At 65.8% G+C, this 14,467-nt stretch carries 14 protein-coding genes and 1 riboswitch; of the genes, 6 read left to right on the plus strand and 8 right to left on the minus strand.

Annotated elements, in window-relative coordinates:
* Window positions 1-42 precede the first annotated feature (42 nt).
* Window positions 43-684: a VPLPA-CTERM sorting domain-containing protein gene (locus tag D6850_RS13930; protein ID WP_121168023.1), complete on the minus strand. Its 642-nt coding sequence runs from the start codon at window positions 682-684 to the stop codon at window positions 43-45.
* A 361-nt stretch (window positions 685-1,045) separates the two neighbouring features.
* On the opposite strand from D6850_RS13930, the gene ahcY reads away from it, so the two are divergent.
* From ahcY to D6850_RS13955, 5 genes are all read left to right on the plus strand, one after another.
* Window positions 1,046-2,431, plus strand: coding sequence for an adenosylhomocysteinase (ahcY, locus tag D6850_RS13935; RefSeq protein ID WP_121168025.1), 1,386 nt, complete (start codon window positions 1,046-1,048; stop codon window positions 2,429-2,431).
* Between the two features lie 249 nt (window positions 2,432-2,680).
* Window positions 2,681-3,373, plus strand: coding sequence for a PRC-barrel domain-containing protein (locus D6850_RS13940; protein ID WP_121168027.1), 693 nt, complete (start codon window positions 2,681-2,683; stop codon window positions 3,371-3,373).
* Between the two features lie 198 nt (window positions 3,374-3,571).
* Complete coding sequence (locus D6850_RS13945; protein ID WP_121168029.1) at window positions 3,572-3,913, plus strand: DUF2853 family protein; 342 nt, start codon at window positions 3,572-3,574, stop codon at window positions 3,911-3,913.
* 202 nt (window positions 3,914-4,115) lie between these two features.
* Entirely contained in the window at window positions 4,116-5,216 is a 1,101-nt protein-coding gene (gene folE2 / locus D6850_RS13950; RefSeq protein WP_121168031.1) for a GTP cyclohydrolase FolE2, read from the plus strand.
* A 155-nt stretch (window positions 5,217-5,371) separates the two neighbouring features.
* Window positions 5,372-5,671, plus strand: coding sequence for a hypothetical protein (locus D6850_RS13955; protein WP_121168033.1), 300 nt, complete (start codon window positions 5,372-5,374; stop codon window positions 5,669-5,671).
* Between the two features lie 6 nt (window positions 5,672-5,677).
* Here D6850_RS13955 and D6850_RS13960 read toward each other — a convergent pair whose 3' ends face one another.
* The 5 genes from D6850_RS13960 to D6850_RS13980 form a co-directional block, all read right to left on the minus strand.
* Window positions 5,678-6,577, minus strand: a complete 900-nt coding sequence (locus D6850_RS13960; protein ID WP_121168035.1) for a dihydrodipicolinate synthase family protein — start codon at window positions 6,575-6,577, stop codon at window positions 5,678-5,680.
* A 14-nt stretch (window positions 6,578-6,591) separates the two neighbouring features.
* On the minus strand, window positions 6,592-7,563 hold the full coding sequence (locus D6850_RS13965; protein ID WP_121168037.1) for a D-2-hydroxyacid dehydrogenase: 972 nt from the start codon (window positions 7,561-7,563) through the stop codon (window positions 6,592-6,594).
* A 195-nt stretch (window positions 7,564-7,758) separates the two neighbouring features.
* Complete coding sequence (gene metZ, locus D6850_RS13970) at window positions 7,759-8,940, minus strand: O-succinylhomoserine sulfhydrylase (RefSeq protein ID WP_121168039.1); 1,182 nt, start codon at window positions 8,938-8,940, stop codon at window positions 7,759-7,761.
* Between the two features lie 53 nt (window positions 8,941-8,993).
* Window positions 8,994-9,070, minus strand: a riboswitch (SAM riboswitch).
* 22 nt (window positions 9,071-9,092) lie between these two features.
* Complete coding sequence (locus D6850_RS13975) at window positions 9,093-9,707, minus strand: inner membrane-spanning protein YciB (protein ID WP_121168041.1); 615 nt, start codon at window positions 9,705-9,707, stop codon at window positions 9,093-9,095.
* Window positions 9,708-9,724: 17 nt separating this feature from the next.
* Window positions 9,725-10,627 (minus strand): EamA family transporter, encoded by a 903-nt coding sequence (locus D6850_RS13980; protein ID WP_121168043.1) that lies wholly within the window; start codon window positions 10,625-10,627, stop codon window positions 9,725-9,727.
* 93 nt (window positions 10,628-10,720) lie between these two features.
* Here D6850_RS13980 and D6850_RS13985 point away from each other — a divergent pair, with 93 nt between their 5' ends.
* The gene (locus D6850_RS13985; protein WP_245964195.1) at window positions 10,721-11,209 is read left to right on the plus strand and encodes an MgtC/SapB family protein; all 489 of its coding nucleotides are present in this window, start codon (window positions 10,721-10,723) and stop codon (window positions 11,207-11,209) included.
* 1 nt (window position 11,210) lies between these two features.
* On the opposite strand, the gene ftsY is transcribed toward D6850_RS13985, so the two are convergent.
* Together ftsY and D6850_RS13995 are read right to left on the minus strand one after the other, a co-directional pair.
* Window positions 11,211-12,587, minus strand: coding sequence for a signal recognition particle-docking protein FtsY (ftsY, locus tag D6850_RS13990; RefSeq protein WP_121168045.1), 1,377 nt, complete (start codon window positions 12,585-12,587; stop codon window positions 11,211-11,213).
* Between the two features lie 152 nt (window positions 12,588-12,739).
* On the minus strand, window positions 12,740-14,425 hold the full coding sequence (locus D6850_RS13995) for an NAD(P)H-dependent oxidoreductase subunit E (RefSeq protein WP_121168048.1): 1,686 nt from the start codon (window positions 14,423-14,425) through the stop codon (window positions 12,740-12,742).
* Window positions 14,426-14,467 lie beyond the last annotated feature (42 nt).

The raw sequence follows: 14,467 nt of genomic DNA on the forward strand, positions 1-14,467 counted from the left end.
CATTGGGACGCCCCTTGTCAGAATTTCACATATTGCTTGAGATCAGGCTGCCTTGCGCCGTTTCCGGCCAAGGGCGACCAGACCGCCAATACCGAAGAGCAGCAGTGGCGCCGCGGCGGGCAGCGGAACTGGCGCTATGTCGGATTGCAGCCAGGCGTTGAGCGAGTACTGGCCTGTGTTTATGCCAGTGAAGTTCGAGGGAGCGCCGACCGCGCCCGCGAGCGCCGCTGTCAGCACTTCATCAAGCGTCACACTGCCATTCACGTCCATCGTAGTCGCTGTCGGAAAGCTGTAGCTGGTGATATCGAAGGTAGCTCCGCCGGCATGACCCGTGCCGACCGCGGCCAGCATCTGGTTGATCGAGAACGATCCAAGGTCGACGGTGTCGTTATAAGACACAGGGCCGAACACGGTCGGATCGTCAAAGGTCGGGGATGCCGCCATGAACTCGAAGCGGAGTTTGAACGACAACACTTCGTCCCGATCAAGAGCCGCGCCCGAGGCCGTCAGGGCGACATGCGCGTCAGGATCGGTGAACGTGACCGTGGGAACGCTCCCGTCGTAGTAGTACGATCCTGTCGAGTAGAGCGCGGCGTAATCGACCGGCGCCGCCGCAGCCATTCCTGCAACTGCGGTGAACGCAGTCGCGCCGGCTATCATCTTGAGACTAGTCGGGAATTTCATAACCTATCCTCACTGTTACTGTCGTTCCATTCATAGGGCGGTCGGCCGTTGGCCAATCTGGATTGGCTCTGACGCATTCGCCCGGACTCAACCTATCAACTATGTGCTTGGGAAAGTAGTTGCAACTGTTCACATGAATGTGATCGCCTGAGCGGGAACGCGCGCGATCTTCCTCCATAACGGATCGCCAATATACAGTTTACCGTCTCGCAAGTCTGCCCCGCCGGCGTCGGCGCCGGGGCCGCGCTTCAGAACGGAGCGCGGCCCGGGTGGGGCGCGGCGGCCCTGCACTTGGCAGATTGTTTTCCACAACGCCCGCTGCTAGAGCCTGACCAAGCTTGAGAGCAAAGGATTATTGCACATGACCGCTGATTATATCGTCAAGGACATCGGCCTCGCCGGCTATGGCCGCAGGGAACTCGACATCGCCGAAACCGAAATGCCCGGCCTGATGGCCCTGCGCGAGGAATTCGGCGAGGACAAACCGCTGAAAGGCGCGCGCATCGTCGGCAGCCTGCACATGACGATCCAGACCGCCGTCCTGATCGAGACGCTGAACGCGCTCGGGGCCGATGTGCGCTGGGCGTCCTGCAACATCTTCTCCACGCAGGACCACGCCGCGGCGGCGATCGCCGAGGGCGGCACGCCGGTCTTCGCCGTCAAGGGCCAGACGCTGGAGGAGCATTGGGATTATCTCGACCGCTCGTTCCAGTTCCCGGAAGGGGCCAACATGATCCTGGACGATGGCGGCGACGCCACGCTCTACGTGCTCCTGGGCGCGCGTATCGAGGAGGGTGAGGAGTTCGGCGTTCCGACCTCGGAAGAGGAAGAGGTCATCCAGGCGCAGATCAAGAAGCGCATGAAGGAAAGCCCCGGCTGGTTCGTCAAGACCCGCGACGCGATCAAGGGCGTGTCCGAGGAAACCACCACCGGCGTGCATCGTCTCTATGACCTGCACAAGAAGGGTCTGCTGCCCTTCCCGGCGATCAACGTGAACGATTCGGTCACCAAGTCGAAATTCGACAACAAATATGGCTGCAAGGAATCCCTCGTCGACGGCATCCGCCGCGCCACCGACACGATGATGGCGGGCAAGGTCGCCGTCGTCATGGGCTATGGCGACGTGGGCAAGGGCAGCGCCGCATCGCTGCGCGGCGCCGGCGCGCGCGTCAAGGTCACCGAGGTCGACCCGATCTGCGCGCTCCAGGCCGCGATGGACGGGTTCGAGGTCGTGCGGCTGGAGGATGTGCTGTCAAGCGCGGACATCTTCGTCACCACCACCGGCAACAAGGACGTGATCCGCATCGAGCACATGCGCGAGATGAAGGACATGGCCATCGTCGGCAACATCGGCCATTTCGACAACGAGATCCAGGTCGCCGCGCTCAAGAACCACAAGTGGACCAACATCAAGGAACAGGTGGACATGATCGAGATGCCCTCGGGCAACCGCATCATCCTGCTGAGCGAGGGCCGCCTGCTGAACCTCGGCAACGCCACCGGGCATCCGAGCTTCGTCATGTCCGCGTCGTTCACCAACCAGGTGCTGGCGCAGATCGAGCTGTGGAAGAACGGCGACCAGTACGAGAACCAGGTCTACATCCTGCCCAAGCATCTCGACGAGAAGGTCGCGCGCCTGCATCTCGACCGGATCGGCGTGCGGCTGACCGAGATGACCAAGGAGCAGGCCGACTACATCGGCGTGCCGCAGCACGGTCCCTTCAAGCCCGAGCATTACCGCTACTGACGGCTCCGCGCCGCTTTAGCGGCGCCGCGACATGTTCAACGCCCGCCCGATCTTCGGGCGGGCGTTTTGCTGTCATGCGGCATGAAAATGGCGGTGTGGACGCCTGGTTCAGTGGGAACCCGCCTATCCCGGCTGCGCCAATCGGCAGGATTCTGCATGGACGCGCGCCTGCCTGACTGGGGCGGAAACCCGAGCGCCCGCCCACGCATTTCGTCATCAGAGCTTCACGCTGACGAAAGGAGTTAAGCCATGAAACTCAAGACACTGATGATGAGCGCAGCCATGTCCGCGCTGGTGGCCGGGGGCGCCGTCGCGCAAACCGACACGGACGCCACCGCCCCGGCCGACGGATCGAGCGCGGCAGGCGTCACCGCCGACGTGAACGCCGCGGCGGCCACGCAGTTCAGTTCGCTTTCGGATATGACCGTGGGCGATCTGATCGGCCAGGACGTCTATACTCCCGATGGCGACACGATCGGCGATGTCGATTACGTGATCGACCAGGGCAGCGGGCCGGAGGCGGTCGTCGGGGTCGGCGGCTTCCTGGGACTGGGCGAATACACGGTCGCCCTGCCGCTGGGCGAGTTCGAGTATGACTCAGCCCAGCAGATGGTCACGCTCAACGCGACCGAGGACCAGTTGAAACAGCGTCCCGAGTTCGATGAATCCACCGCTGAAAGCTTGCCTGACGAAACCGGCCTTGCCGACCTGATGGAAAGCGATGGCGCGTCAGGGAACGCCGCGACAACTGGCGAAGCATCAACCAACGACATGGACTCGGACGACATGTCGGAGTCGGACAACATGTCGGACGGCTCCGCGACGTCGGACGGCGCGGCGATATCCTACGATAACGAGCCCGAGGCCACCGACGATGCGACGCAGACCGACGATTCCGGCGTGACCGACGGCGCCGGCGAACAGGAGAAAACCGACGGTTAACGTCTGGCGGCAGCCTGTCCTGAACCAGTCGCGCCCCCCGGCCCCTGCGGTCCGGGGGGCGTTTGTTCCTTGGCGTCTGCGGGGAACCGTGGCGGATTTTCCCTTTGTCATGCCCGGACAAATCGTTAACCTTCGAAGCCAAGCCGGAATGGCTTGGACAATTAATGTGGCGAAAACTGCCCCGAGGGAGAGACGACAATGGGACGACGTGATGACCTGATCGCGAAATACGCGGATGATCTGCGCACGAAATGCGGCATGCAGCCGGACATGGATCTGCTGACCAAGGTGACGATCGGCTGCGGCCCGGCGATCTACGATGCGGATGCATCCACCGTCGCTGGCGGACAGCCCCACGAACTGGAAACGGTCAAGGACAACTTTCTCATCAAGAAACTGGGGCTGAGCGACGGGCCGAACCTGATGGCGGCCATCGACAGCGTGCTCGACACCTACGGGCGTTCCAACCCGAACAAGTATCGCGCCGTCATCTACTACATGCTGACCAAGCATTTCGGCAAGGAATCGGTCTATAGCTGAGCGACGTCATCGCTGAATGGCATGCGCCCGCCCCAGGTCCGGCGGGCGTTTTGCTTGGCCCTCCGGCATTTTCATCAAGAAGAAACCATTGACGCCCCTGCCGGATGGCGCGACTGCGCGCCGCGAACGGGCGCGAGGCATGGCATACGGCGCTGAAAGGTCTTAGGTATGGTGTCACCATGGCGGTGAGGATGAGAAACCGATGAACCGACACATACCGGACGTGCAACGCGGCCCCGACCGCGACGAGGCGGAAGAGGCGCTCGCGCTCCTGCGGCGCTGGGCGACGCAGGCGACGCCCGAGGAGGTCGCCGATCTCGCGCCCGGCATCGCGCGGCTGTTGCCGGACGCCGGACTGCCGAACTACCCGGCGCTTTCGCGCACCTTCCCCGAGGATTTCAAATCCGACGACGCCTATCGCGCGAGCCTGCCGGATCTGCAGAACGGCCCTGCGTCGCTGATCCGCGGCTCTCGACAGCAGTTGCAGCATGTCGGCATCTCGAATTTCCGCCTGCCGATCCGGTTTCATACCCGCGACGGCGGGGATCTGACGCTTGAAACCTCGGTGACCGGCACGGTCAGCCTCGAGGCGGGGCGCAAGGGCATCAACATGTCGCGCATCATGCGCAGCTTTTACCGGCACGCGGAAAAGACCTTCAGCTTCGAGGTGATCGAGGCGGCGCTCGACGACTACATCGCCGATCTCGACAGCGTGGACGCGCGCATCCAGATGCGGTTCTCCTATCCGGCAAAGGTGAGATCGCTGCGTTCCGGGCTGGAGGGCTTCCAGTATTACGACATCGCGCTCGAACTGGTCGAGGCGGGCGGCGCGCGGCGCAAGTTCATGCATCTCGACTACGTCTATTCCTCGACCTGTCCCTGTTCGCTCGAACTCAGCGAACACGCCCGCCAGATGCGCGGCCAACTGGCGACGCCGCACAGCCAGCGGTCGGTCGCGCGCATCTCGGTCGAGGTCACGGGCGAAGACTGCCTCTGGTTCGAGGACCTGATCGACCACGCCCGCGCCGCGGTGCCGACCGAGACGCAGGTGATGGTCAAGCGCGAGGACGAGCAGGCCTTCGCCGAACTGAACGCCGCCAACCCGATCTTTGTCGAGGACGCGGCGCGGCTGTTTTGCGAGCGTCTGCTGGCCGATCCGCGAATCGGGGATTTCCGCATCATCGCCAGCCACCAGGAAAGCCTGCACAGCCATGACGCGGTGAGCATCCTGACCGAAGGCGACACCTTTACCGTCCAGAGCATCGACCCAAGGCTGTTTTCCACGCTGTTTCACGTCGGTTGATCCCGGTCCGGGATCCGCGGCCCGGCGGGGGATTCCATCCACAGGATCGGCGGATTCCCGTGCATCGGGGCGCCGGGCATCATGCCGCATAGCAGGCGTGTGCACGTCATGCGATACTGGGGCCAGTTCATCCTTCTGCCAGAGGAGACAGGACAATGTCCCGCTCATACACGCCACCTCACTATTCCGCGGTCGGGATCCAGATGATGGGTCAGATGTTCGAGCAGCAGATGCGCATGGCGCAGACCTTCGGCATGGCCGCGATGGCGTCCAACCCGCTGTTCGCCCGCCAATTGGCGCGCGAAACCCCTTCGACCGGGCCGGAACAGGCTGACTTGCCCAAGAAGGCGCGCCCCGTGAACCAGGTCGGCGAGGCGACGATCCGGCGCGCCCGGATGCCGTCCCCGCCACCGATGACGCCGACTTTCGGACGCACCCGCGCCACGCCGGTCTGAGCGCGCTCAGAGCCGCGCGAGCGTGTCCGCCAGCGGCCCGGCCAGCGCCGGATCGGCGGGCATCAGCGGCGCGCGCAGGTTGAGCCAACGCGCGTCCCCGGTCTGCCGCGCCTTCAGCCCCTTCAGTCCCGGGATCAGCCCGCCCGCCTGCACCGCGTCGCGATGCGCGTCGATCTGCGGCGCCAGCGCCTTCGCGCCCTCATCGTCCCCCGCGCGCAGCGTGTCGTATAGCGCGCGGATGCCGGCCACGTTGGTGTTGCAACTGGCCGAGATGCACCCGCCCCCGCCCAGCGCCATCGCGCGCATCATCACGCTTTCCGATCCCGGAAAGACGGAAATGCCCGGCGCGGCCTCGATCACGGCCTTGGTGTTGTCCCAATCGCCCGAGCTGTCCTTGTAGGCGACGACCACCTCGGGGAACGCGTCGTTGAGCCGCCCGGCAAGCGCGGGCGAGACGGCGATGCCGGTATTCTGCGGGATATTGTATAGACATATTCTGAGCGCATCCGATCCCACGCCCTCGATCAGCTGGCTGAAATAGCGGTAGAGCCCCTCGTCGCTCGCCTTCACGAAAAAGAACGGCGGCAGCGTCATCACCGCCGCGCAGCCGAGTTCGACCGCGTGCCGGCTGAGCGTCAGCGTTTCCTCGAGGTTGCACAGCCCCGTGCCCGGCATGAGCTGATCCGCGCGCGCGACCCCGTTCTCGACCAGTTTCTCCAGCGCGTCGATGCGTTCGCGCACCGAATGGCTCAGCGCCTCGCTCGTGGTGCCGAAGGGCGACAGGTAATGCGCCCCATCGGCGAGGCAGCCGGCCGCGTGATCGAGGTAGAGATCGAACGCGATGCTGGAATCGTCGTTATAGGGGGTGAGGAGGGGGGTGATCACCCCGGTGAAACGGTCGGTCATATGATGTCCTTCTTTCAGTAGCCCCGCGCGGGGCTGACGATGTTGGCAAGCGTCTCTCCCCGCCGCCAGCGCGCCAGATTGTCGATGAAAAGCTCAAGCGACGCCATCCCCCAACCTTCGTACACGGCCGAGCAATGCGGCGAAATCAACACGTTTTCTAGATCCCAGATCGGTGAGTCGACCGGAAGCGGTTCGGGGTCGAACACGTCGAGCGCGGCCGCCGCGATCGCCCCGCCGCGCAGCGCGTTGACAAGCGCGGCGCCATCCACCACGCCGCCGCGCGACACGTCGACGAGGATCGCGCTTTCCTTCATCGCGCCCAGCGCCTCGGCCCCGACCAGCCCGCGCGTGGCGGGCAGAAGCGGCACGCTCACCACGACGAAATCGGCGCGAGGCCAGAGACCGGGCAGCGAGTCGGGGGAATGCACCTCGTCCACATGCTCGGTCTCGACGGGGCGCGCGCGGGTTCCGATCACGCGCAAGCCCAGCGCCTTGGCGCGCGCAGCGACCGCCTGTCCGGTATGGCCAAGGCCGACGATAAGCATCGTCTTGCCGTGGATCGGCGTGACCTGCCGCGCGCTTTCCCAGTGATGCGCGGCCTGGTCAAGCATGAGGCCGGGAATATCGATTGCAAAATGCAGGATCGCGCCGAGGACATATTCGGCCATCATCGCGGCGGCGACCCCGGCGGAGTTGGTCACGGTAACCTTTTCTTCGTCCCACATGCGCAGGTGATCCACGCCCGACCCTGCGACCGTGATCCAGCGCGGCCCGTCCGGCCCAAGCAACGCCTCGCGCGGGTAGCCCGAGCGACCGGCAAAGCAGACGCCATAAACAACGTCGGGCCTGAACTCGGCCAGCATCCCGGCCAGCCCCGCGTAGTCGTTGCAGGTCGCGATCTCGGCGTCGGGGGCCGCCTCGGCCAGCCGCGCCTTCATCGCGTCGGTGTCGTCGTTGTGCAGCAGGATGCGGGGGGCGTCGGTCATGGTTTCTCCGGTGGTGCGTGGAGCAGGGTGGCGAGTTCGCAAAGTCGCGCATCGGGCACCGGAAGTCGATCCCGCATCGCCCGGAGGGCGCGGCGGCGCTCTTCTTCCAGGCCTCGGCATCCTCCATCCGCGCGTCCGGCCCGCCGCGCGCGTCGCCACGTCAAACGCGGCACCCTTCGTCGCGCCTGTCCTCAATCAGGCCGCGTCGAGCGCCTGCATCACGTCGGCGAGAAGGTCATCGGTATCCTCTATCCCCACCGAAAGCCGCACGAGGCCGGGGGTGATCCCGAGCGCGGCGCATTGCGCGTCCGTCAGCCGCTGGTGCGTCGTGGTCGCGGGATGGGTGGCGATGGATTTCGCGTCGCCAAGGTTGTTCGAGATGAGCACGATCCGCAGCGCGTCAAGGAACCGGAACGCCGCCGCCTGCCCGCCCGCGAGGTCAAGCGCCAGCACCGTGCCGCCGCCGCCCATGCGTTCGCGGACAAGCTGCGCCTGCGGGTGGCTGCCATGTCCGGCATAAAGCGCGCGGGCGAGTTTCGGATGCCCCTGAACCGCGTCGGCGATGGCATGCGCCGTCGCCGCCTGCGCGCGCACCCGCAGGTCCATCGTCTCGAGCCCCTTGAGCATGATCCAGGCGGTGAAGGGCGACATGGAGCCGCCGGTGTGCTTCATGTAGGTCTGCACCGTGTCGCGGATATAGTCCCGCTTCCCAAGGATCACGCCGCCCAGCGCGCGGCCCTGCCCGTCGATATGCTTGGTCGCGGAATAAACCACCACGTCGGCCCCCTGTTCGACCGCGCGGGAAAACACCGGCGTGGCGAAGACGTTGTCGACGATCACCGTCGCGCCGACCTGGTGGGCGAGCTCTGCGACGGCGGCGATGTCGATCACCTCTAGCGTCGGGTTGGCGATCGTCTCGAAGAACACCGCCTTGGTGTCCTCGCGCAGCGCCGCCTTCCACTGGCCGAGATCGGCGCCGTCGACGAAACTCACCTCGACCCCGAACCGCGTCAGCACCTCGTCCAGAACATAAAGGCACGACCCGAAGAGCGCCCGCGCCGCGACTACGTGATCGCCCGCGCGCAGCATGGAGGTGAGCGCGCCGCTCACCGCCGCCATGCCGGACGCGGTGGCGAAGGCGGCCTCGGCGCCCTCGAGCGCGGCGATGCGGTCCTCGAACATCGCGACCGTGGGGTTGCCGTAGCGCGCGTAGATGAATTCGTCCGGGCCCGATTCGATGAACCGCGCCTCGGCGTCTTCGGCGCTGTCGTAGACGAAGCTCTGCGTCATGTAGATCGCTTCGCTCAGCTCATTATACTGGCTGCGCCGCGCGCCGCCATGCACCAGCCGGGTGCGGGTGTTCCAGTTCTCGCTCATGTCTGACCTCCGGGCCGCGCCCACAAAAAAAGCCCCCGCGCCGGTCAAGCAGAAGGGGCTTCTTCCTGACCTTTTAGCGGCATGTTTAACGTGGCCCACAATCCGGTAACAAATCGCCACGGTGTTTTGTGTAATCCCGCGCGGGTAGCGCGTCAATCGGGCGATGACCCGTCCTCGTCCCCGGTTCCGTGTTCGCGGAACAGTTTGCCCTGCGTGACGAAGAACAGGAAGATCGCCGCGGTGAGGCCGAAGGTCTTGAAATAGACCCAGACCTCTTCGCTCTGGGTGCGCCAGATCGCCTCGTTCAGGATGGCGAGGCCGAAGAAGAACAGCATCAGGCGTTTGGTCAGGATCATCCAGCCGGCATCGGTGAGCGGCATCAGACCGTCCATCACCGATTGCAGCCAGGATTGCCCCCGCAGGAGGCCGAGCCCAAGCAAGCCGCCGAACAGCAGGTAGATGATCGTCGGCTTCATCTTGAAGAAGCGCGGATCGTTAAACCAGACACTGAGTCCGCCGAAAACGGTGATGAGCACGGCGGTCATCACCTGCATCTTGGAGAGATGACCGGTCAGCTTCCACAACAGCGCGATGGACAGCAGGAAGGCGGGGATGAACCCGGCGGTGACGACGACGAAACCGGCGTATTCCGTGCCGCCGAGATTGTAGGTTTGATCCTTCAGCCACAGGTAGGCGAGGAAAAAGGCGAGGATCGGCCCATACTCCAGCCCCGCACGCAGCCCGCTGTTGATCTTCTTGCCTGCCATGTCCGTCCTGCTTTCCCTTATCCGCCCATTTCAACGATGACCGCGCCCAGCGCGATCAGACACATCAGCGCGATCCGGCGCGGCCCGACCGTGTCGCGCAGCACCAGCCAGCCGATCAGCGCGGCGAAGACGGTCGATGTCTCACGCAGAACCGCCGCCTCGCCGACCTTGTCCAGCCGGGTGGCCAGCATGATCGACCCGAAGGACATAAGCGCGATCACCCCGCCAAACACCCCCCGAAGCATCAGGGGGCCGGGGGCGGGCGCGTCCGGCATGGCCCGCCAGCGCCGATAGGCGTAAACCGGGATCGTCAGCCCGTCGATGAAGAAGAACCACGCAAGGAACGTGAACGGATTTTCGGTGGCCCGGATGCCATAGGCGTCATAGGTCGTATAGAGCGCGACCACCAGCCCGGTGCAGAAGGCCAGGCCCAGCGCCAGCGGCAGCGTGTCGCGCGCCTTGACCAGGAAGATCAGGTTATAGACAGCAAGCCCGAAGATGCCCGCCATCAGAACGCCCACGCCCGCCCATTGCGTCAGGCTGAAGACCTCGCCGAAGATGAGATAGGCGCCGATCACGGTGAAGAGAGGCCCGGTCCCGCGCACCACCGGGTAAACCACGGTGTAAGCGCCCTTGGTATAGGCCATCGCCTGCAACACCTTGTAGAGCGTGTGGATCGCCCATGCCCCGGCGAAGATCGGCCACATGTGCGGCTCGGGAAACGGGACGAAGAAGAATGCGAAGGGCGCGGCGATCAGCGCATAGCTGAAATCGACCGCCCCGCGCGTCAGCCAAGGATCGTGTCGTCCCTTCTGCAGCGCGCCGAAGACCGCGTGCAGGAACGCCGCCATCAGCGCCAGCCAGAGCGCGAGCGTATGCCCCGCCTGCGTTCCCTCGAGCGAGATCAGCCAATCGCTCATGCCGCGATCACGTGGGCAAGGGAACCGGAGCCGCGCGTTCTGCGTTCGGCGCACAACCGCGCGCATCCGCGCGCCACGATTCGGGGGGGACGGGTGGAAGCACTGACAGATGAACTGAGTGGCACGTTCTCGGCCGTGCCACCCTCGGTAGCGGCGATCCGGCTGAGCGTCGCCATCGTGCTAGGCGGAGTCATCGGGTTTGAACGCGAACACCGGGGCAAGCCCGCAGGGTTGCGCACGCACATGCTTGTCTCGATGGCTGCGTGCCTCTTCATCATCGTGAGCCAGCAACTCGCCACCATGCCCTTCGGGGCCAAGGACGCGATCCAGGTCGATCCGCTGCGCCTGATCGAAGCGGTGACCGCCGGGGTCGCTTTCCTTGCGGCGGGGATAATCTTCGCCTCGGGCGGGAAGGTGCGCAACACCACCACCGGCGCGTCGATGTGGCTCGCGGGCGGGATCGGCCTTGCCTGCGGGGCCGGGCAGATGCCGCTGGCGGCGATGGCGGCCGGCATCGTGGTCGCGGTTCTGATCGTGCTGCGCGCGCTGGAACGCTGGATGGGCACGCACGACGACAATTGAGTCAAACCTCGAGCCCGGTCAGCGCGGCGGCGAACTCTTCGGGGTCGAAGGGGGCGAGGTCGTCGATCTGCTCGCCGACGCCGATGGCGTGGATCGGCAGGCCGAAGCGGTCGGCAAGCGCCACCAGAACGCCGCCCTTGGCGGTGCCGTCCAGTTTTGTCATCACGAGGCCCGAAACATCCGCCAGTTTCCGGAAGGTCTCGACCTGGGACAGCGCGTTCTGCCCCGTCGTTGCGTCCAGCACGAGCAAGGTGTTGTGCGGCGCGTCCGGGTCCTTCTTGCGGATGACGCGCACGATCTTGGCAAGTTCCTCCATCAGGTCGGCGCGGTTTTGCAAACGACCGGCGGTGTCGATCATCAGCAAATCCGCGCCCTCGGCCTGGGCCTGCCCCATCGCGTCGAACGCAAGGCTGGCGGGATCGGATCCTTCCGGCGCGGTCAGCACCGGCACGCCCGCGCGTTCGCCCCAGACCTGCAACTGTTCGACCGCCGCGGCGCGGAACGTGTCGCCCGCCGCGATCACCACAGACTTGCCCGCGGCGCGGAACTGGCTGGCGAGCTTGCCGATGGTGGTCGTCTTGCCCGAACCGTTGACGCCGACCACCAGCACCACCTGCGGCGTCTTGCGGTAAAGCGGCATCGGCTTGGCGACCGGCTCCATGATGCGCGCGATCTCCTGCGCCAGAAGCTCCTTGATCTCCTGCGTGGAGAGCCGTTTGCCCATGCGCCCCTCGGCCAGATTCGCGGTGACGCGCAACGCGGTGTCCACCCCCATGTCGGCAGCGATGAGCAATTCCTCGAGCTGTTCGAGCATGTCGTCGTCGAGCGCGCGGCGCACGACCCCGGCGTCGCCCCCCCGGCCCAGAAGCCGCCCGAGAAGCCCGGGCTTTGGCTGCCCTGCGCCCTTGGGCAGGGTATCGAGCGGGATTTCCGTCGGCGGCTGTGCCGGCGGCGAATCCGCCGGCCGCTGCGGGATCTCCTGCGGCGGCTCCGGCGGCGTGGGCGACGGCGGCGTCGGCACCTCGGTCGGCGGTTCGGGCGCGGGCTGCGGGCCGGGATCGGGCTGCGGCACGGGGTCCGGAGTCGGCGTCGTGTCGGGCTTGGGGTCCGGCACGGTGGTCGGCTCCGGCTCGGGCACGGTCGACGGGCCGGGGTCGGGCACCGTTTCGGGTTCGGGCTCGGGCGTTGTGTCCGGGCCGGGATCGGGGACCGTCGCCGGCTTGGGTCCGGGTGTCGTATCCGGTGTCGGATCCGGTTGCGACGGCTCCGGCAGGTCGGGTTCGGGCGTGCCGCCCTCCTCGACGATCGCGTCGAGCCCGTCCTCGAGCCGTGAGGACGACTTGAACAGCCTGTCCTTGAGTTTCTTGAAAAACGCCATGTGTTATCCCCTCTGGTCTGACCACTCAGGTTACGGCGCGTCTCGCGCGGGATGTGCGGCGCGCCCGAGGGTGAAACGCGCGGCCACGCGCCCGGGTTGCACGGGCACCGCTCTAGCGCGGTCCGAGGGGATTTGAAAGGGCGGGCGTTGCGCTAAACTTCGTCCGGGAAATGCTTCATGGTCAGGCGGATCGGGTTCGGCGCCGCCTGGCCCAGCCCGCAGATCGACGCATCGCTCATCGCCTGGCACAGTTCCTCGAGCAGCGGCTGGTCCCAGCGGTCGGCCTGCATGAGCTTGACCGCCTTTTCGCAGCCCACCCGGCATGGCGTGCACTGGCCACAGCTTTCGTCCTCGAAGAAGCGCAGCATGTTGAGCGCGGCGTCGCGCGCCGAATCCTGATCCGACAACACCACGACCGCGGCCGAGCCGATGAAGGTGCCGTGTTCCTGCAACACGTCGAAATCCATCGGTATGTCGCCCATCGACGCGGGCAGCAGCCCCGCCGACGGCCCGCCCGGCTGATAGGCCTTGAACGCGTGCCCGTCGAGCATACCGCCGCAGGCCTCGATTATGTCCTGCATGGTGGAGCCGGCGGGCAGCAGGTGCACGCCCGGGTTCTTGACCCGCCCCGAAACGGAATATGAGCGCAGCCCCTTGCGCCCGTTCTTCTCGACGCCCGAAAGGATCTCGCCGCCTTCGCGCAGGATGCGCGCGACCCAGTAGAGCGTCTCGATATTGTTCACCAGCGTCGGGCGGCCGAAGACGCCGATCTGCGCGACGAAGGGCGGGCGGTGGCGCGGCAGGCCGCGCTTGCCCTCGATGCTCTCGATCATCGCGCTTTCCTCGCCGCAGATATAGGCGCCGGCGCCGCGGCGCAGTTCGATATATCCCGGCGCGACGATCTCCGCCTGCTCGAGCGCGGCGATCTCGCGGCGCAGGATCTCCAGCACCGCCGGGTATTCGTCGCGCATGTAGATGAAGCAGGTCTTCGCCTCGATCGCCCATGCTGCGATCAGCATCCCCTCGAGAAAGAGATGCGGCGCCCGTTCGAGGTAGTAGCGGTCCTTGAACGTGCCCGGCTCGCCCTCGTCGCCGTTCACGGCAAGGTAGCGCGGCCCCGGCTCGGCCCGCACAAAGCCCCACTTTCGTCCCGACGGAAAGCCTGCGCCGCCCAGTCCCCGCAGCCCGGCGTCCAGAAGCGTCTGCTGAATCGCCTCGAAATCGCCGCTCTTGCGGATCTCTTCCAGCGTTCCGTAACCGCCATCGCCGCGATAGGCCGCCAGCCCCTCGTAATCGGGAACATCCGGATGCACGTTACCCGCCTCGATAGCCGCCTGCACCTTCTCCGGCGTGGCGTGGTCGATATGGTTGTGACCCAGTTCAAGCACCGGCGCGGTGTCGCAGCGGCCCATGCAGGGCGCGCGCAGCACGCGCACCTGCGCCGGGTCGAGCCCGTCCTCGAGCGCCGCCTTCAACTGCTGCGCGCCGGCCAGTTCACATGACAGCGAATCGCAGACCCGGATGGTGAGCGCGGGCGGCGGCGTCTCGCCCTCCTTCACCACGTCGAAATGCGCGTAGAAGGTGGCGACCTCGTACACCTCGGCCTGCGCGATGCGCAATTCCTCGGCCAATGCGCGCAGATGCGCCGCCGAAAGGTGGCCGTACTTGTCCTGGATGAGATGCAGGTATTCGATCAGCAGGTCGCGCCGCCGCGGCCCGTCGCCCAGCAGCGCGCGGACCTCTTCCCACGGCCCATCCTCGAGCTGCCGCCCCTTGGGCGTATGGCGGCCCTTGCCCTTGCCCGATTTCCAGACGCCCTTGCGATCATCCAGTGCCATGATGAATCCTCGTACCTGTTCCGCTCCCGGACATATCGGCTC

It is taken from the genome of Roseovarius spongiae, assembly GCF_003651245.1.
Taxonomy (GTDB): Bacteria; Pseudomonadota; Alphaproteobacteria; order Rhodobacterales; family Rhodobacteraceae; genus Roseovarius; species Roseovarius spongiae.

Excerpts from the sequence above, each read along its gene's own strand:
- ftsY (WP_121168045.1), bottom strand. The coding sequence starts at position 12,587 with ATGGCGTTTTTCAAGAAACTCAAGGACAGGCTGTTCAAGTCGTCCTCA.
- D6850_RS13940 (WP_121168027.1), top strand. The coding sequence starts at position 2,681 with ATGAAACTCAAGACACTGATGATGAGCGCAGCCATGTCCGCGCTGGTG.
- D6850_RS13980 (WP_121168043.1), bottom strand. The coding sequence starts at position 10,627 with ATGAGCGATTGGCTGATCTCGCTCGAGGGAACGCAGGCGGGGCATACG.
- D6850_RS13930 (WP_121168023.1), bottom strand. The coding sequence starts at position 684 with ATGAAATTCCCGACTAGTCTCAAGATGATAGCCGGCGCGACTGCGTTC.
- folE2 (WP_121168031.1), top strand. The coding sequence starts at position 4,116 with ATGAACCGACACATACCGGACGTGCAACGCGGCCCCGACCGCGACGAG.
- D6850_RS13965 (WP_121168037.1), bottom strand. The coding sequence starts at position 7,563 with ATGACCGACGCCCCCCGCATCCTGCTGCACAACGACGACACCGACGCG.
- D6850_RS13960 (WP_121168035.1), bottom strand. The coding sequence starts at position 6,577 with ATGACCGACCGTTTCACCGGGGTGATCACCCCCCTCCTCACCCCCTAT.
- D6850_RS13975 (WP_121168041.1), bottom strand. The coding sequence starts at position 9,707 with ATGGCAGGCAAGAAGATCAACAGCGGGCTGCGTGCGGGGCTGGAGTAT.
- D6850_RS13945 (WP_121168029.1), top strand. The coding sequence starts at position 3,572 with ATGGGACGACGTGATGACCTGATCGCGAAATACGCGGATGATCTGCGC.
- D6850_RS13995 (WP_121168048.1), bottom strand. The coding sequence starts at position 14,425 with ATGGCACTGGATGATCGCAAGGGCGTCTGGAAATCGGGCAAGGGCAAG.
- metZ (WP_121168039.1), bottom strand. The coding sequence starts at position 8,940 with ATGAGCGAGAACTGGAACACCCGCACCCGGCTGGTGCATGGCGGCGCG.
- D6850_RS13955 (WP_121168033.1), top strand. The coding sequence starts at position 5,372 with ATGTCCCGCTCATACACGCCACCTCACTATTCCGCGGTCGGGATCCAG.
- ahcY (WP_121168025.1), top strand. The coding sequence starts at position 1,046 with ATGACCGCTGATTATATCGTCAAGGACATCGGCCTCGCCGGCTATGGC.